Source organism: Thiomicrorhabdus sp. (assembly GCF_963662555.1).
GTDB lineage: Bacteria > Pseudomonadota > Gammaproteobacteria > Thiomicrospirales > Thiomicrospiraceae > Thiomicrorhabdus.
This window is the reverse complement of the sequence record NZ_OY759719.1, coordinates 817280-839742: the sequence shown is the minus strand read 5'-3', so window position 1 is coordinate 839742 and position 22463 is coordinate 817280. Positions and strand designations below refer to the sequence as shown.

The window sequence follows — 22463 nt, the reverse complement described above, 5'->3', positions numbered from 1 at the left end:
TCATTACCTCATTATTATAGTGTTGCTTGTCATTACGATTGATGACTAGCTATCTACGAATTAACGTAGTTCCAATTGAACGTCTACACCGGCCGCTAAGTCTAACTTCATTAATGCATCTACTGTTTTTTCAGTAGGATCAACGATGTCTAACAAACGCTTATGAGTACGAATTTCGTACTGATCACGAGCATCTTTGTTTACGTGCGGTGAGATCAAAATTGTAAAACGCTCTTTACGAGTTGGCATTGGAATTGGACCGCGTACTTGCGCACCAGTTCTTTTTGCAGTTTCCGTAATTTCTCGAGCTGATTGATCAATCAAACGGTGATCAAACGCTTTCAAGCGAATACGAATATTTTGAGTCGCCATAATTTATTCTCTTTTATTTAGAATATAGAAAAGCACGCCTATTTAGCGGCGTACAAACTAAGGGAGCGGATTATAGCAAGTAAATTAAATAAAAACAAGCCCTTATAACATTCAAATAAAGAAACCTTTTTTATGTAAAAAAACACTCAATCTCAACTCAGCTAGCACCCTGAAGCATTAACAAACTAGACTCTTAAAAAATTATAACTACATATTTAAACTTTCAACTTTACTTTATAAACATAAATTATTTTTAGCCTTCTCATTTCACATCTATCATTTCTAGTAGTTATACCTGTGCATTAGGCATTCATGAGATTGAAATACAGTTTTACCAGGCCTGGTATTTTAGATTTGATAATTGAGAACATATAAATCATTCAACACTTAATGATTTATTTTCATAAATTCACCTTTCAACTATACCCATATAAATACACTTATTACTTTGGCCAACTATCCGCCTTAAAATTTGGACAAAAAAAGGGAGCCTAAGCTCCCTTTTTTATAACAAATGTTTGTTATCTAAAATTAGTCAATAATTTTAGCAACAACACCTGCACCAACTGTACGTCCACCTTCACGGATGGCAAAACGTAAACCTTCTGACATCGCGATTGGGTTGATTAACTCTACAGTCATTTGTACGTTATCACCAGGCATTACCATTTCTGTTCCTGCTGGTAATTCACATGCACCAGTTACATCCGTTGTACGGAAGTAGAACTGTGGACGGTATCCGTTAAAGAATGGAGTGTGACGTCCACCTTCATCTTTACCTAGTACATATACTTCTGCTTCAAACTTAGTATGTGGAGTAACAGAACCTTTGTGTGCTAGAACTTGACCACGCTCGATGTCTTCACGCTTAGTACCACGTAATAGGATACCTACGTTGTCACCAGCTTCACCTTGGTCTAGAAGCTTACGGAACATTTCTACACCAGTAACTGTTGTTGTTTGAGTTGGGCGAATACCTACGATTTCGATTTCTTCACCAACTTTTACTACACCAGTTTCTACACGTCCAGTTGCTACTGTTCCACGACCTTGGATTGAGAAGATGTCTTCTACAGGCATTAGGAATGGCTTGTCTGTTTCACGAGTAGGATCTGGGATGTATGCATCTAGAGCGTCTACTAAACGTCCGATAGCAGGAGCACCGATCTCTGATTCGTCACCAGCGATTGCTAAAGTAGCTGAACCGATGATTACTGGAGTATCGTCACCTGGGAATTCGTACATATCTAGAAGTTCACGAACTTCCATTTCTACTAGCTCCATTAGCTCTTCGTCGTCAACCATGTCAGCTTTGTTTAGGAATACTACGATGTATGGTACACCTACCTGACGTGATAGAAGGATGTGCTCACGTGTCTGTGGCATTGGTCCGTCTGCTGCTGAACATACTAGGATTGCTCCGTCCATCTGTGCAGCACCAGTGATCATGTTTTTAACATAGTCGGCGTGACCTGGGCAGTCTACGTGTGCGTAGTGACGTGTATCTGATTCATATTCAACGTGTGAAGTTGAGATAGTGATACCACGATCTCTTTCTTCTGGTGCGTTATCGATAGATGCGAAATCTTTGATATCCCCACCAAACTTCTTACCTTGTACAATTGTTAGTGCTGCTGTAAGAGTTGTCTTACCATGGTCAACGTGACCGATCGTACCAACGTTTACATGCAATTTCGCGCGTTCGAATTTTTCTTTTGCCATTTTAAAATACCTATATTAAGCAAAGGCTCACTATTAAAGCGAGCCATAAATTTATATAAAAAGATTAAGAGCCTTTTTTAGCACTTGCAATGATTTCTTCTTGGATATTACGTGGTGCATCATTATATTTCTCAAACACCATGCTGTAGTTAGCACGCCCCTGAGTTAATGAACGCATTGAGTTTGAATATCCAAACATCTCTGAAAGTGGAACTTCAGCTTTGATTGACTTACCGGTTGGAATATCATCCATGCTTGAAACCATACCACGACGACGGTTAAGGTCACCAATGATATCACCCATGTACTCTTCTGGAGTAGTAACTTCAACAGCCATAATAGGCTCAAGAATAACTGGGTTAGCTTGCTGGGTACCATTCTTAATACCCATACCAGCTGCTACAGAGAATGCCATTTCGTTTGAGTCAACATCATGGTATGAACCATCGATAAGCTCAACCCCTACATCAACCATTGGGAAGCCAGCGATTACACCGCTTTCAAGCTGTGCTTTAGCACCTTTTTCAACTGCACCAATGTATTCACGAGGTACAGCACCACCAACGATAGAGTTAACAAACTCAAATCCAGATCCCGCTTCACGTGGGTAGATTTTGAATACAACGTGACCATACTGACCACGACCACCAGACTGACGTACAAATTTACCATCAGCTTCAACCGCAGTTTTAATTGTTTCACGGTAAGATACTTGTGGTGCACCAACGTTAGCTTCAACACTGAACTCACGTTTCATACGGTCAACAATGATATCTAGGTGAAGCTCACCCATACCAGAGATAATTGTTTGATTCGTTTCTTCATCAGAGTGTACGCGGAATGAAGGATCTTCAGCAGCAAGCTTCTGTAGAGCAATACCCATCTTCTCTTGGTCAGCCTTAGTTTTAGGCTCAATCGCAATCGAGATAACTGGCTCAGGGAATTCCATACGCTCAAGAATAATACGGTTATCAGGATCGCATAATGTATCACCCGTTGTTGTATCTTTAAGACCTACTGCACAGGCGATATCACCAGCACGTACTTCTTTAATCTCTTCACGAGAGTTTGAATGCATCTGCAAGATACGACCAACACGCTCACGCTTAGCTTTTACTGAGTTATATACAGGGCTACCAGCGGCCAACACACCAGAATAAACACGGAAGAATGTTAAAGTACCAACATATGGGTCAGTCATGATTTTGAACGCTAATGAAGCAAAAGGTTCATCATCTGTTGAATGACGCTCAGCAGTAGTACCATCTTCAAGTTCACCTTGAATCGCAGGAACATCCATTGGAGCAGGCATGTAATCAATTACTGCATCAAGTAACGTCTGAACACCTTTGTTCTTAAAGGCAGAACCACAAAACATTGGAACAATCTCAACATCAATACAACGTTGACGAATACCAGCTTTAATGTCTTCTTCAGAAAGATCACCTTCATCAAGATACTTATCCATAAGTTCTTCAGAAGCTTCAGCAGCAGTTTCAACCATTTTCTCACGCCATTCTGCCGCAAGATCAGCCATATCTTCAGGAATTTCTTCATAAGTATATTCCATACCCATGTTTTCTTCGGCCCAATAGATTGCTTTCATTTTAACTAGGTCAACAACACCGCGAAAAGTTTCTTCAGCACCAATTGGTAACTGCATAGGAACTGGTGTAGCACCTAAACGATCAATAACCATTTGGTTAACGTTTAGGAAGTTTGCACCTGCACGGTCCATCTTATTGACGAAGCCCATACGAGGTACACCATATTTATCAGCCTGACGCCATACAGTCTCAGACTGTGGCTCAACACCTGATACAGAGCAGAAACAAGTTACTGCACCATCTAATACACGTAGAGAACGTTCAACTTCGATTGTGAAGTCAACGTGCCCCGGAGTATCAATGATATTGATACGGTGCTGTGGGTATTGCTTAGCCATACCACTCCAGTGACAAGTAGTCGCTGCAGAAGTGATGGTAATACCACGTTCTTGTTCTTGTTCCATCCAGTCCATAGTCGCACCACCGTCATGAACCTCACCAATTTTGTGAGATACACCGGTATAGTACAGAATACGTTCTGTTGTTGTTGTTTTACCCGCATCAATGTGGGCCATGATACCGATATTACGATATCTATCTAAAGGGGTTGTACGTGCCACTTTATTAACCTTTTCGTTAAAACATAAATAACAAAGGCCCTAATTAGGGCCCTCTTCAGATTACCAACGGAAATGTGAAAAGGCTTTGTTAGCCTCAGCCATTCTATGGGTATCTTCTTTTTTCTTGATAGCAGAACCACGATTCTCTAGTGCGTCACCTAACTCACCAGCTAATCTTAGCATCATACCTTTTTCACTACGCTTACGTGAAGCTTCTACAAGCCAACGCATAGCTAACGCAGTTTTACGGTCTGGACGTACTTCAACAGGAACCTGATAAGTCGCACCACCTACACGGCGAGATTTAACCTCAACCATCGGACCGATGTTATCTAATGCTTCTCTTAATAAAGCAGCGTGATCGCCACCTTTTTTACGCTCGACTAAAACATCTAAAGCATCATAAACGATTTTTTCAGCAACGGCTTTTTTACCGCTAACCATAATCATGTTAACGAATTTTGTTAACGTTGTATCACCAAACTTAGGATCAGGTAGAACCTGACGCTTTGGTATTTCTCTTCTTCTTGCCATTCTTAACTCTTCCGGTATAAATTGAACACAAATTGTTGCAAAACGTATGTTTAAAAGTTAATTACTAACCTTTAGGACGTTTTGCACCGTACTTAGAACGACCTTGTTTACGATCAGAAACGCCAGCACAATCTAATGCACCACGAACTGTGTGATATCGCACACCAGGTAAATCTTTTACACGACCACCACGGATAAGGATAACCGAGTGCTCTTGAAGGTTATGACCTTCACCACCAATATAAGAGGCTACTTCATAACCATTCGTTAAACGTACACGCGCAACTTTACGCAGAGCAGAGTTAGGCTTCTTAGGGGTTGTTGTATAAACACGCGTACAAACACCACGACGTTGAGGACATGCCTGCAACGCTGCAACGTTAGAAACTTTACGCTTATCTTTACGCGGCTTACGCACCAACTGGTTAATAGTCGCCATTAAATTTTCTCCAAATTTGAGATTAACTCTTACATATACGAAAGTGCAGGCCTGGTACATTACCAGACCTACAAATTAGGAATGAGGATTTTAGAGACCTAAAGTCAATAAGTCAAGCATTAACTACTTGAATTTATTTAACTTAGGCATCAACCCCTTCATTCTCAATTACATTTTCAACTACTGCTTCTTCAACATCTTCTACAACTTCAGAGTTATCTTTAGTCATAAATGCTTGAAGCTCGTTCATTGATTTTTCTGCGGCTGCTTTTCTAGCTAGGTGATAGGCGAAACCTGTACCTGCTGGAATTAAACGACCAACAATAACATTTTCTTTCAAACCAACTAAAGTATCACGTTTACCACTTACTGCGGCTTCTGTTAATACACGAGTTGTTTCTTGGAAAGATGCTGCTGAAATAAATGATTCAGTCGCTAATGAAGCTTTAGTAATACCAAGTAATACACGTTCAAAACTTGCTTCTACTTTACCTTCTTCACGAGCTTTTTCATTTAATGCTAGAACATTTGAGTACTCAGCTTGCTCACCTTTAATTAGGCCAGTATCACCAGAGTTCTTAACTTCTACTTTTCTTAACATTTGACGAACAATCGTTTCGATATGTTTGTCATTGATTTTTACACCTTGTAAACGATATACATCTTGTACTTCGTCAACAATGTATTCTGCCAATTTTTCAATACCTAATAAACGTAAGATGTCATGTGGGTTTGGGTTACCATCGACAACAACATCACCACGTTCTACACGCTCACCCTCAAAGACTGAAACTGTACGCCATTTAGGAATAAGTGCTTCATACTGTTCACCGCTATCCTGTGTAATAACAAGACGCTGCTTACCTTTAGTTTCTTTACCGAAACCAACCACACCAGAAACTTCTGCCATGATTGAAGGCTCTTTAGGTTGACGAGCTTCAAACAAGTCAGCCACTCGAGGTAGACCCCCAGTAATATCCTTGTTTTTAGAAGAAGCTTGAGGGATACGTGCAAGAACATCACCCGCACCCACTTTTCCACCTTCTTGTACAACAACAATACCGTTTTCTGGTAGGTAATATAAAGCAGGAGTTTGCGTACCTGTAAAGCATACCGCTTCACCAGCTGTATCAACAATTGCAATATATGGACGTGTCTCTTTTACAGAAGACATACGCTCTTTTGCATCCTTAACCACGTGAGTAGTTAAACCTGTTAATTCATCAACACGCTCTTCTACAGTTCCTTCAAAGTTACCGAAAGCAATACTACCTTCTACTTCAGTGATAACTGGGTGAGTGTGTGGATCCCATTGTGCAAGAATCTCACCAGAAGTAATTTTACCGCCATCTTCTGCATTCAAAGTTGTACCATAAGCAATCTTATAACGCTCTTGTTCACGACCAGCTTCATCACTTACAGAAACCTCACCAGAACGAGACGTAACAATAATTTGTTTATCAGAGTTCTTGATTGCTTTGATGTTATCCCACTTAACGACACCAGAGTGTTTAACTTCAATTTGACTTTGGGCAGCTGAACCAGATGCTGTACCACCAATATGGAATGTACGCATAGTTAGCTGTGTACCAGGCTCACCGATTGACTGTGCAGCCATAACACCTACAGCTTCACCCATATTTACTAGGTGACCACGTGCTAAATCACGTCCATAACAATGCTTACAAATACCAAATTTAGTTTCACAAGTCATTGGTGAACGAACATTTACATGATCCACACCACTTTCATCAATCAAATTAGCTAGCTTCTCATCAATCAGCTCACCTTTACCAACAATCACGTCACCAGACTTGGTCACAACTTCGGTACTGGTAATACGACCTAATACTCTATCTTTTAGAGATTCGATAATATCACCACCCTCAACGTGAGCAGTCATTCTGATACCGGCTTCTGTTCCACAGTCATCTTCAGTTACAACAACATCCTGAGCTACGTCTACAAGACGACGAGTTAAGTAACCAGAGTTTGCTGTTTTAAGAGCGGTATCGGCAAGACCTTTACGAGCCCCGTGAGTAGAGATAAAGTACTGAAGTACGTTTAGACCTTCACGGAAGTTTGCTGTGATTGGTGTTTCAATGATAGATCCATCAGGTTTTGCCATAAGACCACGCATACCACCAAGCTGACGCATCTGTGCTACCGATCCACGAGCTCCTGAGTCTGCCATCATATAAACTGAGTTAAATGATGTTTGCTTAACGTCATTACCTTCTTTATCAGTAACGGTTTCAAACTGAAGCTCTTCCATCATTGACTTGGTGACTAATTCATTAGTATGTGACCAAATATCAACAACTTTGTTATAACGCTCACCTTCGGTAACAAGACCTTGTGAGAACTGCCCTTGAATCTCTTCAACCTGAGCTTCTGCACGATCGATAATACCCGCTTTTGAATCAGGAATTAACATATCATCTGAACAGAAAGACAGACCCGCTAATGTAGACCACTTGAAACCAGCATACATTAATTGGTCAGCAAAAATAACAGTCTCTTTAGGCCCTAAAACACGGTAACAAGTGTTAAGTACAGTACTGATATTTTTCTTTGTTAGGTTTAAGTTTAATAAGTCATAACTTAATCCCTTAGGTAAAATTCTAGTCAGTAACGCACGACCTGCTGTAGTGTCAACAATACGGCTCGATACAGTTTCTACACCATTATCATCAATCACTGTTTCAACAATACGTAATTTGATAATTGTATGTAAATGCACCGCTTTAGCATCAATTGCACGCTGAACTTCTTGCCAGTTAGAGAACGCTTTACCTTCACCAATAGAGTTAATTCGCTCGCGAGTGATGTAGTACAAACCTAATACAACATCCTGCGAAGGAACGATGATTGGATCACCATTCGCAGGTGATAGTAAGTTGTTTGTTGACATCATTAATGTACGTGCTTCAAGCTGTGCTTCTAGTGATAATGGCACGTGTACCGCCATTTGGTCACCATCAAAATCGGCGTTGAATGCTGAACATACCAATGGGTGCAAGTTAATCGCTTTACCTTCAATCAATACTGGCTCAAACGCTTGAATACCAAGACGGTGAAGTGTTGGTGCACGGTTTAGCAGTACTGGATGCTCTCTGATTACTTCATCAAGAACGTCCCAAACTTCTGGCAATCCTTGCTCTACCATTTTCTTAGCAGCTTTAATTGTTGGAGCTAGTCCACGCTTCTGTAACTTACTGAAAATAAATGGTTTGAATAACTCAAGAGCCATTTTCTTAGGAAGACCACACTGGTGTAAACGTAAAGTTGGTCCAACAACGATTACAGAACGTCCTGAGTAGTCAACACGCTTACCAAGTAAGTTTTGACGGAAACGACCTTGCTTACCTTTAATCATGTCCGCTAGAGACTTAAGCTGACGTTTGTTAGTACCTGTTACGGCACGACCACGACGACCGTTATCTAATAGAGAGTCAACAGATTCTTGTAACATACGTTTTTCGTTACGTACGATAATATCTGGAGCCATCAAATCTAATAGACGTTTTAGACGGTTATTACGGTTAATAACTCGACGGTATAAATCGTTTAAGTCAGAAGTAGCAAAACGACCACCATCAAGAGGTACTAATGGACGCAATTCTGGTGGTAAAACTGGAAGTACATCTAAAATCATCCACTCAGGCTTATTACCTGAACCTAAGAAAGATTCAATTAGCTTTAAACGCTTGGAGATTTTCTTTTGTTTAGTTTCAGAATTCGTACTGTCGATTTCCACACGTAGACGCTCAGCTTCGCCAGGCAAATCGATAGCTTGAAGCATTTTCTTGATTGCTTCCGCACCCATTTGTGCTTCAAACTCATCACCATGCTCATCCATTGCATCCAGATATTCTTCTTCAGTCAATAGCTGCCATGGCTCTAACGGTGTAAGACCTGGGTCAACCACCATGAAAGCTTCAAAATAAAGGACAGCTTCGATTTCTTTTAATGTCATATCTAACATTAAACCGATACGTGAAGGTAGTGACTTTAAGAACCAAATGTGTGCAACCGAAGTAGCAAGATCAATATGACCCATACGTTCACGACGTACTTTAGATTGAGTTACTTCAACACCACATTTTTCACAAATTACACCACGGTGCTTAAGACGTTTATATTTACCACACAAACATTCAAAGTCACGAATAGGTCCAAAGATTTTTGCACAGAATAAGCCATCACGCTCAGGCTTGAACGTACGATAGTTAATTGTTTCTGGCTTCTTGACCTCACCAAAAGACCAAGAACGGATTTTCTCTGGTGAAGCAAGTGTTACTCTAATCGCATCAAAATCACTTGATACGTTTTGTTTTTTTAGAAATCCTAATAAATCTTTCATTTAGTCTTGCTCCAACTCAATATCAATACCTAAAGCACGAATCTCTTTACGTAATACGCTAAACGATTCTGGCATACCAGGTTCCATGTATTCATTACCATCCACAATGTTTTTGTACATTCTGGTACGACCGTTTAAGTCATCCGACTTAACTGTTAGCATTTCTTGTAGAGTAAATGCTGCACCATAAGCTTCTAGTGCCCATACCTCCATTTCACCAAAACGCTGTCCACCGAACTGAGCTTTACCACCTAAAGGCTGCTGAGTTACAAGGCTATATGGACCAGTAGAACGAGCGTGCATCTTATCGTCAACCAAGTGGTTAAGTTTTAGATAGTACATGTAACCAACTGTTACAGGACGGTCAAACTCTTCACCTGTTAAGCCGTCAAATAATTTCATTTGACCAGACTCTGGAAGTTCAGCAAGCCTTAGTAAAGACTTGATTTGTTCTTCAGAAGCACCATCAAAAACTGCAGATGCTAAAGGCACACCTTTTTTCAAGTTATGTGCTAATTCAATGATTTCATCATCAGAGAACTGAGTTAAATCAACAGGCTGACCTTGAGTGTCATTGTAAATCTTGTTCAAGAAACCACGAATTTCAGCAATATCAGCCTGCTGAGCAAGCATGGCATTAATCTTAGTACCAAGACCTTCTGCCGCTAAACCTAGGTGAACTTCTAAGATCTGACCAACGTTCATACGTGATGGTACACCTAGAGGGTTAAGACAGATATCTACTGGACGACCAGTTTCATCATAAGGCATATCTTCAACAGGGCAAATACGTGAAATAACACCTTTGTTACCGTGACGACCAGCCATCTTATCACCAGGCTGAATACGACGCTTAATCGCAACATAAACCTTAACCATCTTAGAAACACCAGGTGCCAAATCGTCACCTTGAGTAAGCTTCTTGCGCTTCTCTTCAAACATATCATTGAAGGTTTTACGGCTATCTTTAAGTTGGGCTTCAAGCATTTCTAGTTGGTGCATAACATCTGCATCATCAACATTTAAAGAGAACCATCTTGATGATTCAATACCTTCAAGGTAAGCTTCATCAATCTTAGTTCCATCTACAAGCTTCTTGCCATCTAGCATAGTTTTAATACGACCTAACGTATCTGCTTGAAGAATAATGAACTGTTCATCAATATCTTTACGAACCTTGGCTAATTCTTCTTCTTGAATAGCTAATGCACGTGAATCTTTTTGAATCCCTTCACGAGTAAAGACCTGAACGTCAATAACCGTTCCTTCAATACCTTTAGTTACACGTAATGAAGTGTCTTTTACGTCAGAGGCTTTTTCACCAAAGATAGCACGAAGTAGTTTTTCTTCAGGTGTTAATTGCGTCTCACCCTTAGGCGTAACCTTACCTACAAGAATATCACCTTGCTTAACTTCAGCACCAACATTAACAATACCGCAATCATCTAAACGAGCTAGAGCTGACTCACCAACGTTAGGAATATCCGCAGTAATCTCTTCAGGCCCAAGCTTAGTATCACGTGCTAAACACGTTAACTCTTCGATATGAATTGTTGTATAACGGTCTTCCTGAACAACACGTTCAGAAACAAGGATTGAATCCTCAAAGTTATAACCATTCCAAGGCATAAATGCGATACGCATGTTTTGACCAAGAGCCAATTCACCTAAATCTGTAGATGGTCCATCCGCCATAACATCACCACGAACAACAACATCACCCGCTTTTACAATCGGCTTCTGGTTGATACATGTATTTTGGTTAGAACGCTGGTATTTAACTAAGTTATAAATATCTACACCAGACTCACCATCTTTAATTTCTTCAGCATTTACACGAACAACAATACGAGCCGCGTCAGATGAAAGAACCTCACCACCACGATCAGCAACCACTGTTACACCTGAATCGATAGCAACAGTTTTTTCAATACCTGTTCCTACTAATGGCTTATCAGCACGTAACGTTGGAACAGCCTGACGTTGCATGTTAGCACCCATAAGTGCACGGTTAGCATCATCGTGTTCAAGGAATGGAATAAGTGACGCCGCAACAGATACGATCTGCTTAGGCGATACGTCCATATAGTTAATATCAGCAGAAGATGCTAATGTAAATTCATTTTGATGACGAGCTGAAACTAAGTTATCTAAAAATTTACCTGATGCATCAACATTTGCACTTGCCTGGGCAATAACAAACTGAGCTTCATCAATTGCAGATACATATTCAACTTCATCAGTCACCTGACCATCAACAACTTTACGGTATGGTGTTTCTAAGAATCCATATTCATTTGTCTTAGCATAAATAGCTAATGTATTGATCAGACCAATGTTTGGCCCTTCAGGTGTTTCGATTGGGCATACACGACCGTAATGAGTTGGGTGAACATCACGCACCTCAAAACCAGCACGCTCACGAGTCAGACCACCAGGCCCAAGAGCCGAAACACGACGTTTGTGAGTAACCTCTGACAATGGGTTAACTTGGTCCATAAACTGTGATAACTGACTTGAACCAAAGAATTCTTTGATTGCAGCAGATACAGGCTTAGCATTAATAAGATCTTGAGGTAAAAGACCATCTGTTTCAGCTTGATTCAAACGCTCTTTAACTGCACGTTCAACACGCACAAGACCTACACGGAAAGCATTCTCAGCCATCTCACCAACTGCACGAATACGACGGTTACCTAATGTATCAATATCATCGACAGTCGATAGACCGTTACGGATATTAATTAATTCACGCAATACATCAATAATATCTTCTTTTTCAAGAACAACATTACCTTCATTAGTCTTACGACCTAAACGACGGTTTAGTTTCATACGACCTACAGAAGACAAATCATAACGAGCATCATCAAAGAACAAGCTATTAAATAAAGCTTCTGAAGATTCTTTTGTTGGTGGCTCACCTGGACGCATCATACGGTAGATTTCAATCTGAGCTTCCAACTGAGAAGTTGTAGTATCTAGGTTTAGCGTATCTGAAATATAAGGACCGTTTTCAAGCTCATCGATATAAAGAATCTTAATTTCACATTTATTAATATGAGAAATTTTTTCAATAAGCTCAGCGGTTAATACTTCATTAGTACGTGCAACTAATTCACCAGACTCTTTATCTACAACACCTGAAGCTAAAACTTTACCTAGTAGGTAATCTGCAGACACCTTAACAGACTTAATTCCTGCTTCATTAATTTGCTTAACAGTTCGTGCCGTAATTTTCTTACCAGTTTCAACAATCTTCTTACCATCGTGTTCAATATCAAACACAGCTGTTTGACCTTTTAACTGTTCAGCAACTAACTGAAGCTCAAAACCTTTCTTAGTGATTTTGATCGTATTTGAATCTAGGAAACTTGCAAGAATATCTTCATTTGAATAACCCATAGCACGTAACAATACAGATACAGGTAATTTACGACGACGGTCAATACGAGTAAATAGGCAATCGTTATGATCAAATTCAAAATCTAACCATGAACCACGGTAAGGAATGATACGAGCATTAAACAACAACTTACCAGAAGAGTGAGACTTACCTTTATCGTTATCAAAAATAACACCTGGTGAACGGTGAAGCTGAGTAACAATTACACGCTCAGTACCATTGATAACAAATGTTCCGTTATCTGTCATTAAAGGAATATCACCTAAATAAACTTCCTGTTCTTTAACATCTTTAACAGGACGTTTTCCAGCCGGAGCGTCTTTATCAAATAAAACTAAACGCATTTTAACGCGAAGCGGAGCAGCATAAGTCACACCACGCTGCTTACACTCTTTTACATCAAACTCAGGCTGTCCCATGTGATAACTCACATATTCAAGATCAGCAGTACCTGCTACACCATGAATTGGGAATACTGAAGCAAATGCAGAATGAAGACCAACTTGAGCACGCTCAGCAGGCTTTTTCTCCATTTGTAAAAAATCGTGAAAAGATCCTTTTTGCAAAGAAAGCAAATAAGGTACTTCAAGAATAGATGGGCGAGTTGCAAAATCTTTACGAACTCGTTTCTTTTCAGTTAAAGAATAGGTCATCGTTTACCTCGACGATAAGATTGTCAGTAGAGCGAAATTTCTTTCACCCGGTAATGCATAAAACTGTGGTAGCTCGATAAAATATCTAGCACACTTTTACACACTTTAAAAACACGAAAAGGCCGACGCAAAAACGCCAGCCATTTCATGCTGTAAATCAGCGGTTAAAGCAGAATTATTTTACTTCTACTTCGATACCAGCTTCTTTAAGCTCGTTAGCTAATGCATCAGCTTCTTCTTTAGAAACACCTTCTTTCAAAGTGAAAGGAGCGCTTTCTACAGCTTCTTTAGCTTCTTTAAGACCTAGACCAGTTGCTCCACGTACAGCTTTGATTGCTGCAACTTTGTTAGCACCGGCACCAGTAAGAACAACATCAAACTCAGTTTGAGCTTCTGCGCCAGCACCAGCATCACCAGCAGGACCTGAAGCAACCATAGCTGCTGCAGATACACCAAATTTCTCTTCCATTGCAGAAACTAATTCTACAACTTCCATTACAGACATCGCTGCAACTGCTTCTAAAATATCATTTTGTGATACAGACATTTGAAATCTCCAAATATTTAATAGGGTAAAACGATTTAACGTTTAATAAAAATTTAAGCTGCTTCAGCTTCTTTTTGTTCTTTAACCGCTGCAAGGGCACGAGCCAACTTAGCAACAGGTTCTTTCATAACAAATAGAAGTTTAGCAACAGCTTCATCGTAAGTAGGTAGAGCAGCAACAACCGCTAGCTGGCTAGCGTCCATTACACCTTCACCGATAGATAATGAGTTCACAATAAGTGCATCATTATCTTTAGCGAAATCTTTGAAAACACGTGCAGCATTACCTAGTTCTTCACCAGACCATGCAAACACTAGAGGACCTGTAAAGGTATCCGCCATGTCTTCAAACTTAGTACCAGCTACCGCACGACGTGCAAGCGTATTTTTAACAACACGTACTTGTACATTTGCCGCACGTGCTTTTGCACGTAACTGGGTCATTTGCTCTACAGTCAAACCACGATATTCAGCTGTAATCATTGAACCTGCACCTGCTACAACAGCAGAAACTTCTTCTACGACCAGCTTTTTATCTTCGATATTGAGCGCCATATAACCTCCAAAACAGTTCAATACTCAAAACATTGAACTCTTCCATCTACGCAGGCTTAAATCTATTAAGAGTGTATGTTTTACACTCGCCTACGGTCTGCGATGAGCACTCACTTTCAACCTATTAGGAATAAAGGAGACTCGATTCGCAAATAATGTCTGCACCAAATTAATTGGTGCAACCATCATTATAGTGTTGACTGATCAACTACTAGGCCTGGACCCATTGTAGAAGAAATAGTCACTTTCTTAACGTAAACACCCTTTGCAGAAGCTGGCTTAGCTTTGTTTAGGTCTTCCATTAAGGCATTTAAATTTTCTTTAAGCTTGTCAGCTTCAAAAGAAACAGTACCGATTGAGGCATGAATAATACCTGCTTTATCAGCACGGAAACGAACTTGACCAGCTTTAGCATTATTGATAGCACCAACTATATCAGGAGTTACAGTACCAGTTTTAGGGTTAGGCATAAGACCACGTGGACCTAGAACCTGACCTAACATACCAACAACACGCATAGCATCAGGAGACGCGATTACAACGTCAAAATCCATCATGCCTTTTTTAATTTCGTCAGCTAACTCTTCCATACCAACAAAATCAGCACCAGCTTCTTTTGCAGCAGCTTGGTTAGCTTCACCAGTAAATACAGCAATACGTACAGTTTTACCAGTACCATTAGGCATAACTGTTGCACCACGAACAACCTGATCAGATTTACGTGGATCAATACCTAAACGAATAGCAACATCTACAGATTCAACAAATTTAGAATTTGCTAAGTCTTTAACAATGTTAATACCTTCAACTAGGTCATAAGAAGCATTACGATCAACGCGTTCAGCCCAAACTTTTTGTTTTTTAGTTAGTTTTGCCATTTTATTAACCCTCTACCACTAAGCCCATTGAACGCGCAGAACCAGCAATGATATTTACTGCAGCGTCAAGGTCATTAGCGTTCAAATCCGCCATTTTAGTATTTGCAATTTCTTCTAACTGCGCACGAGTTACTGTTCCAACTTTGTTTACGTTAGGAATAGCTGAACCACTCTTGATACCAGCAGCCTTCTTAAGAAGGATTGAAGCAGGAGGAGTTTTAGTAATGAATGTAAAACTTTTATCACTATATACAGTAATAACTACTGGAATAGGCATCTTAGCTTCAAGACTCTGAGTCTGAGCGTTAAATGCTTTACAGAATTCCATGATATTAACACCGTGTTGACCTAATGCAGGACCAACTGGTGGACTAGGGTTTGCAGCACCAGCAGGTACTTGCAACTTAATATAGGCTTGGATCTTCTTAGCCATGATTTTCTCCTATTCGGGTAATAACGCCTTTCAGCTCCCCAGACTTAAATAAGTATTAAATTTTCTCTACTTGAGTAAACTCAAGTTCAACCGGAGTTGAACGACCAAAAATTAATACAGAAACTTGTAACTTATTTTTATCGTAATCCACGTTTTCAATAACCGCTTCAAACTCTTTAAACGGTCCATCTATTACACGAACCATTTCACCTGGCTCATAAATAACCTTAGGACGCGGCTTATCAACACTAGTTTCTACACGTTGTAAAATACGATCAACTTCTTTCTGAGAAATAGGTGCCGGACGATCACTAGTACCACCAATGAAACCCATAACCTGCGGAACACTTTTAACCAAATGCCATGAATCTTCATTCATTTCCATTTGCACTAAAACATACCCAGGGAAGAATTTACGCTCACTAGTACGCTTTTTCCCATCACGAATCTCAACAACCTCTTCTGAAGGAACTAAGATTTCACCAAATGAATCTTCCAACCCTGCACGCTCAACATATTCTGCAAGTGCATTTTTTACTTTATTCTCATAACCTGAATAAGCATGTACGACATACCATCTTTGAGCCATCTTAACCACCTTGCCCTGTTAATAATTTAACTGCCCATAAAAAGAACATGTCAACTAACCACAAAAAGATACCCATTAAAATAACAACTACAAAGACAATTAATGTCATCTGCACAGTTTCAGGACGTGTAGGCCATACAACCTGACGAACTTCTCGCTTAGCAAGCGATAGGTAATGAAACCAGCTTTTACCAACAGAAGTTTGATAAAGAATAAAAATCGCAATTGCTGCACCAACAACAACGCCTAATACACGAATCACCGGATGAACATCTGGAAACATGTAATATCCAACTAAAGAACCAACTAAAACCAATAATGATAAAACCATCTTTACGGTATCTAGCGAGCTCGAGTTACTTTGACTTTCTAATTCTTTACTCATATATATCTATCAGCTAAATTAAAAACGACCCGCATTTCAATAAAATGCAGGTCGTTAGGAATGTGGCAGGGGTAGAGAGATTCGAACTCCCAACACCCGGATTTGGAATCCGGTGCTCTACCAATTGGAGCTATACCCCTGAAGTGTATTCACAAAAAAAGGGGATTATACCCCCCTTTTCTTGCTAGAGCAAGTGCTATTTAATACTAAAATTAGTCAATAATTTTAGCAACAACACCTGCACCAACTGTACGTCCACCTTCACGGATGGCAAAACGTAAACCTTCTGACATCGCGATTGGGTTGATTAACTCTACAGTCATTTGTACGTTATCACCAGGCATTACCATTTCTGTTCCTGCTGGTAATTCACATGCACCAGTTACATCCGTTGTACGGAAGTAGAACTGTGGACGGTATCCGTTAAAGAATGGAGTGTGACGTCCACCTTCATCTTTACCTAGTACATATACTTCTGCTTCAAACTTAGTATGTGGAGTAACAGAACCTTTGTGTGCTAGAACTTGACCACGCTCGATGTCTTCACGCTTAGTACCACGTAATAGGATACCTACGTTGTCACCAGCTTCACCTTGGTCTAGAAGCTTACGGAACATTTCTACACCAGTAACTGTTGTTGTTTGAGTTGGGCGAATACCTACGATTTCGATTTCTTCACCAACTTTTACTACACCAGTTTCTACACGTCCAGTTGCTACTGTTCCACGACCTTGGATTGAGAAGATATCTTCTACAGGCATTAGGAATGGCTTGTCTGTTTCACGAGTAGGATCTGGGATGTATGCATCTAGAGCGTCTACTAAACGTCCGATAGCAGGAGCACCGATCTCTGATTCGTCACCAGCGATTGCTAAAGTAGCTGAACCGATGATTACTGGAGTATCGTCACCTGGGAATTCGTACATATCTAGAAGTTCACGAACTTCCATTTCTACTAGCTCCATTAGCTCTTCGTCGTCAACCATGTCAGCTTTGTTTAGGAATACTACGATGTATGGTACACCTACCTGACGTGATAGAAGGATGTGCTCACGTGTCTGTGGCATTGGTCCGTCTGCTGCTGAACATACTAGGATTGCTCCGTCCATCTGTGCAGCACCAGTGATCATGTTTTTAACATAGTCGGCGTGACCTGGGCAGTCTACGTGTGCGTAGTGACGTGTATCTGATTCATATTCAACGTGTGAAGTTGAGATAGTGATACCACGATCTCTTTCTTCTGGTGCGTTATCGATAGATGCGAAATCTTTGATATCCCCACCAAACTTCTTACCTTGTACAATTGTTAGTGCTGCTGTAAGAGTTGTCTTACCATGGTCAACGTGACCGATCGTACCAACGTTTACATGCAATTTCGCGCGTTCGAATTTTTCCTTTGCCATGATGCAATCTCCTAAGTAGCAGCGACTGTACAAGACAGCTCGATGCAAATATTAAAATCTGGAGCTCTTAATCGGAATCGAACCGATGACCTCATCCTTACCATGGATGCGCTCTACCTACTGAGCTATAAGAGCAAATTAAAAAGGCCCTCTTCATCAATCTGAATTAACAAACTAACAAAGAAAGCCTTTGAAATATGGAGCGGGTAAGGAGAATCGAACTCCTCTCATCGGCTTGGAAGGCCGAGGTAATAGCCAATATACGATACCCGCAAATATGGTGGAGGGTGGTGGATTCGAACCACCGAAGGCTGAGCCAGCAGATTTACAGTCTGCCCCCTTTGGCCGCTCGGGAAACCCTCCAAATTGTGAGTGCGTATTTTATAGATTAATTAGACCCTGTCAACACTAAATTTAATATATTTTAAATTTAAATACTAATCAGTACACAGCCCACAATAGATGTTCATAGTCCAAATTGAAAATAAATATTAACAATCAATAAGTTAATTGTAAACAGCCAATAATATCCCTATTTCATTTTTATTTATTGGTGGTTGTTTTTTCAGACTTAAATAGGGTTTGTTTGCTATTTTTTCTATAAAATAAAAAACATTCCAATTTTTAAATTTATTGTTAACACATGTCAGAAACCAGAACCATGCTCACTCAATGCCAATTACATAACCTTAAAATCCTCTACCAAGATGATTATATTGTTGCAATTCACAAACCTGCAGGCCTGTTGGTTCATCGTTCACCAATTGATAAACACGAAACCCAGTTTGCTGTTCAAATCACTCGTGACCTAATTGGACAAAAAGTTTACCCTATCCATCGTTTAGACAAAGCAACCTCAGGATTATTACTTTTTGCGTTGGACTCTGTTACTGCTAGAAACCTCAGTGACCAGTTTATGAGTCACACTATTAATAAGACCTATCAAGCTATTTGCAGAGGCTGGGTAGACGAGAGTGGCTATATCGACCACGCATTAAAATATAAAAAAGACAAGATTGCTGAAAAACTCAAACGAGAGCAACTTGAACCCCAATCGGCTGAGACAGCCTATACCTGTTTAAGACAAACTACGGTGAAACATACGATTGGTCGCTATGAGCAGCAACGTTACTCCTTGATAGAACTTAAACCTAAAACTGGGCGTAAACATCAATTGCGTCGCCACATGAACCATATACATCATCCTATTATTGGTGATGTGAAATATGGTGATAGACACCACAACCATTTTTTTAATGAATGGCTTGGTCAGCATAGACTTTATTTAGCCGCTACCACTCTTGAATTCACACACCCACAAACATTAGAACCGATGACGATTCAAGCACCACTAGAAAACAGCTTTACCCTTGCTTTAGAAAAGTTGAATTTCTAATTTACCAGGCCTGGTAAGATAGCCTAAATATCTATTTAATAATTAAAAGTGAACAACTAAGTAAGCAATATATGAATTCATTTAACGATTGGAATGCACGATTACAATACGACCAAGAGCACATTTGGCACCCTTATGCCAAATTACCTAACCCCATTGCTGCGATTGGTGTGAAAAAGACTCAAGGATCAATCATTACACTTGCAGATGATCGTGAGGTGGTTGATGGTATGTCATCCTGGTGGGCGGCTTTACATGGTTATAATCATCCAAAAATTCAACAAGCGATGCATGAGCAAATAGATACCATGCCACATATCATGTTTGGCGGTCTTACACATGAACCTGCGATAGAACTTGCCAAACGTTTAGTCGATTTATCACCCCCAGGCCTGGAAAAAGTATTTTTTGTTGATTCTGGTTCAGTCGCCATGGAAGTAGCCATTAAAATGGCCATGCAATATTGGATTAGTTTAACCAGGCCTGGTAAAAACAAATTACTCACTGTTAAAAATGGTTATCACGGTGATACCTTTGCCACTATGGCCATTTGCGACCCTGTTAATGGCATGCATAGTCTATTTTCTGAATTACTGCCTAAACACTTCTTTGCACCTGCTCCGCAAATGGGGTTTGAGATTGAATCAGACAATCAAGACATCGCCCAGTTCAAAGCCATTCTTGCAGAACATCATAATGAAATCGCCGCAGTAACGATTGAGCCGATTGTACAAGGAGCTGGTGGTATGCGTTTTTACCGCCCTGACTATTTGAAACAGGTTAGACAATTGTGCGATGAATTTGATGTGTTACTGATTGCCGATGAAATTGCCACTGGGTTTGGCCGTACTGGCAAACTGTTTGCCTGTGAATGGGCTGATATTTCACCAGATATTCTAACTTTAGGTAAAACATTAACAGGCGGACATATCACTTTAGCGGCGACCTTAGCCACTAGTAAAATCAGTGAAACTATTAGTCAAGGCCAACCAGGTATATTGGCACACGGCCCAACCTACATGGCCAACCCTCTTGCTTGCCGAGCGGCGATTGCCAATATTGATGTATTAATGGCCTCGCCTTGGCAGGATAATATTCAACGTATTGAGACACATTTTAATGAAACTCTATTACCACTAAAAAAGCTAGAGGGCGTAAAAGATGTGCGAGTTCTGGGTGCAATTGGTGTCATTGAATTAGAAAGAAATGATTTAGGAGCAGACATTCAAGCTGCCGCTATAGAAAACGGCGTTTGGATAAGACCTTTTGGCAAACTTATCTATACCATGCCTGCTTATAATATTCCTCAAACACAACTAGAAAGCTTAACCAATGGCTTAATAAAATCAATTGAAAGCAGTTTAATTTAAAAATCCCCATCCAATATTTAAAAAAGCTCGCGTTTTAATAAATACAGATTAAAATCAAAATTTCGTGAGCTTAAACTCTTATTTATAAAGCCTTGCTTTAAATCAATTGACGCAACAGAACCTTATTATTCTGCCATGTCTACTCTAACTTGGAGAGACCAAATGGAACACTTTGATGAATTCATCGACTTACTCAAATCTTTAATTCGCCAGCCGAGCGTTGTGGGTGCTGAACACTCATTTTTTAGAGTATTACAACGCGAGCTAGAAGAGCGTGGGGCTAAAGTCACTTGGTATGAAGGTGTTTTGGTTGCTCAAGGTAATGACCCTGAAAGCTGTATGTTCTCTAGTCATATTGACCGTCATGGTTTAATTTGTACCGGGCCTAATGAATTTCAGTTTGCCGCTTTTATCACTGGCAAAATTGGCACTTTATTTGATAACTCAATCAGTGATGAACTTAAGTTCACGTTAATGAACCGTTTTGACCAAACGCCTGTTTTGGCTTATGAACCTTGGTCGGGAGCTTATCGCGGCACAGGAACAATCAATAACGCTTATATTTGTGAGTTTCGTAATAACTTAATTTTTGAGGTTGAAGGTTTAGAGCACGTTGTGGCTGGAACGCCAGTTGGATTTTTAGATAAATTAAAATCTGAAGAAGGTCTGTTATCAGGTCAATTAGATAACGTTTTAACGGCTGCAGTTTTGGTTCATTTATTTAGTTTAGGTTATCAAGGAACGGCTTTCTTTACAGCTGAAGAAGAGTGCGGCGGAAGCTGGCGTTATCTATTGGAGTGGTTCCGCCGTTTTGGTAACTCAACCAATGAACTTTATGTATTAGACACAAGCCCATACAAAAATCGTGAAGAAGCTGATAAACAACATATTGTGTTACGTAACCGCGATGAACATGCCGAATTTAATATTGAAACCACACAAGCCGTTGTTCAACACTGTGCTCAATTAGAGATTCCGTTTAGCTTCAAAGATCACTACATTGAGCAACTTAATCAAACATCGAGCTTAAATGGGCAAAAACCACAAGGGCTTGGACGTACCGAGTTAGGTAGAATCACTGCCAACTCTCAAGGTTTAGTGCATGGTACCACCATTCAAATCCCTACCACTGGCTATCACACCATGAATGAAACCGCCTCTTTAGAAGCGGTGCAGTCTTTTATACGTTTGATTATGCAAATTGCTGACATTCAAGATGATATTGAAGAATAGCCTAGAAAAAGGACCA

17 protein-coding genes and 4 tRNA genes are annotated in these 22463 nt (G+C 40.1%); 3 read left to right on the top strand and 18 right to left on the bottom strand.

Annotated elements, in window-relative coordinates; translation table 11 throughout:
• Positions 1 to 60: 60 nt before the first annotated feature.
• From rpsJ to ACORJQ_RS03410, 18 genes are all read right to left on the bottom strand, one after another.
• A complete protein-coding gene (gene rpsJ, locus ACORJQ_RS03495) occupies positions 61 to 372 on the bottom strand; it encodes a 30S ribosomal protein S10 (protein WP_029406733.1) in 312 nt (103 codons plus the stop codon).
• A gap of 531 nt (positions 373 to 903) precedes the next feature.
• The gene (gene tuf / locus ACORJQ_RS03490; protein WP_321326031.1) at positions 904 to 2094 is read right to left on the bottom strand and encodes an elongation factor Tu; all 1191 of its coding nucleotides are present in this window, start codon (positions 2092 to 2094) and stop codon (positions 904 to 906) included.
• Positions 2095 to 2158: 64 nt separating this feature from the next.
• Positions 2159 to 4261, bottom strand: a complete 2103-nt coding sequence (gene fusA, locus ACORJQ_RS03485) for an elongation factor G (protein WP_321326049.1) — start codon at positions 4259 to 4261, stop codon at positions 2159 to 2161.
• Positions 4262 to 4321: 60 nt separating this feature from the next.
• Positions 4322 to 4795 carry a 30S ribosomal protein S7 gene (rpsG, locus tag ACORJQ_RS03480; RefSeq protein ID WP_321326048.1) on the bottom strand — a complete coding sequence of 158 codons (474 nt, stop codon included), beginning with the start codon at positions 4793 to 4795 and terminating at the stop codon, positions 4322 to 4324.
• Between the two features lie 64 nt (positions 4796 to 4859).
• Positions 4860 to 5234, bottom strand: coding sequence for a 30S ribosomal protein S12 (gene rpsL, locus ACORJQ_RS03475; RefSeq protein WP_040726436.1), 375 nt, complete (start codon positions 5232 to 5234; stop codon positions 4860 to 4862).
• Positions 5235 to 5376: 142 nt separating this feature from the next.
• Entirely contained in the window at positions 5377 to 9600 is a 4224-nt protein-coding gene (gene rpoC, locus ACORJQ_RS03470; protein WP_321326045.1) for a DNA-directed RNA polymerase subunit beta', read from the bottom strand.
• Positions 9601 to 13659, bottom strand: a complete 4059-nt coding sequence (gene rpoB, locus ACORJQ_RS03465; protein WP_321326043.1) for a DNA-directed RNA polymerase subunit beta — start codon at positions 13657 to 13659, stop codon at positions 9601 to 9603.
• A gap of 175 nt (positions 13660 to 13834) precedes the next feature.
• Complete coding sequence (gene rplL, locus ACORJQ_RS03460) at positions 13835 to 14206, bottom strand: 50S ribosomal protein L7/L12 (RefSeq protein WP_321326042.1); 372 nt, start codon at positions 14204 to 14206, stop codon at positions 13835 to 13837.
• A gap of 53 nt (positions 14207 to 14259) precedes the next feature.
• Positions 14260 to 14760 carry a 50S ribosomal protein L10 gene (gene rplJ / locus ACORJQ_RS03455; protein WP_321326040.1) on the bottom strand — a complete coding sequence of 167 codons (501 nt, stop codon included), beginning with the start codon at positions 14758 to 14760 and terminating at the stop codon, positions 14260 to 14262.
• 188 nt (positions 14761 to 14948) lie between these two features.
• Entirely contained in the window at positions 14949 to 15638 is a 690-nt protein-coding gene (gene rplA, locus ACORJQ_RS03450; RefSeq protein ID WP_321326039.1) for a 50S ribosomal protein L1, read from the bottom strand.
• A gap of 4 nt (positions 15639 to 15642) precedes the next feature.
• A complete protein-coding gene (gene rplK / locus ACORJQ_RS03445) occupies positions 15643 to 16071 on the bottom strand; it encodes a 50S ribosomal protein L11 (RefSeq protein WP_321326037.1) in 429 nt (142 codons plus the stop codon).
• A 55-nt stretch (positions 16072 to 16126) separates the two neighbouring features.
• Positions 16127 to 16660: a transcription termination/antitermination protein NusG gene (gene nusG / locus ACORJQ_RS03440; RefSeq protein ID WP_321326035.1), complete on the bottom strand. Its 534-nt coding sequence runs from the start codon at positions 16658 to 16660 to the stop codon at positions 16127 to 16129.
• A gap of 1 nt (position 16661) precedes the next feature.
• The gene (secE, locus tag ACORJQ_RS03435) at positions 16662 to 17045 is read right to left on the bottom strand and encodes a preprotein translocase subunit SecE (RefSeq protein WP_321326033.1); all 384 of its coding nucleotides are present in this window, start codon (positions 17043 to 17045) and stop codon (positions 16662 to 16664) included.
• A 63-nt stretch (positions 17046 to 17108) separates the two neighbouring features.
• A tRNA-Trp gene (locus ACORJQ_RS03430) sits at positions 17109 to 17185 on the bottom strand.
• Positions 17186 to 17257: 72 nt separating this feature from the next.
• Positions 17258 to 18448: an elongation factor Tu gene (gene tuf / locus ACORJQ_RS03425; RefSeq protein ID WP_321326031.1), complete on the bottom strand. Its 1191-nt coding sequence runs from the start codon at positions 18446 to 18448 to the stop codon at positions 17258 to 17260.
• Between the two features lie 59 nt (positions 18449 to 18507).
• A tRNA-Thr gene (locus tag ACORJQ_RS03420) sits at positions 18508 to 18583 on the bottom strand.
• Between the two features lie 63 nt (positions 18584 to 18646).
• Positions 18647 to 18721: transfer RNA gene (locus ACORJQ_RS03415), tRNA-Gly, on the bottom strand.
• Positions 18722 to 18726: 5 nt separating this feature from the next.
• Positions 18727 to 18811: transfer RNA gene (locus tag ACORJQ_RS03410), tRNA-Tyr, on the bottom strand.
• A 280-nt stretch (positions 18812 to 19091) separates the two neighbouring features.
• Between ACORJQ_RS03410 and ACORJQ_RS03405 the strand changes: the two genes are divergently transcribed.
• From ACORJQ_RS03405 to ACORJQ_RS03395, 3 genes are all read left to right on the top strand, one after another.
• A complete protein-coding gene (locus ACORJQ_RS03405; protein WP_321326030.1) occupies positions 19092 to 19844 on the top strand; it encodes a pseudouridine synthase in 753 nt (250 codons plus the stop codon).
• 71 nt (positions 19845 to 19915) lie between these two features.
• The gene (locus ACORJQ_RS03400) at positions 19916 to 21214 is read left to right on the top strand and encodes an adenosylmethionine--8-amino-7-oxononanoate transaminase (protein WP_321326029.1); all 1299 of its coding nucleotides are present in this window, start codon (positions 19916 to 19918) and stop codon (positions 21212 to 21214) included.
• A gap of 162 nt (positions 21215 to 21376) precedes the next feature.
• Positions 21377 to 22447 (top strand): peptidase M42, encoded by a 1071-nt coding sequence (locus ACORJQ_RS03395; protein ID WP_321326027.1) that lies wholly within the window; start codon positions 21377 to 21379, stop codon positions 22445 to 22447.
• Positions 22448 to 22463 lie beyond the last annotated feature (16 nt).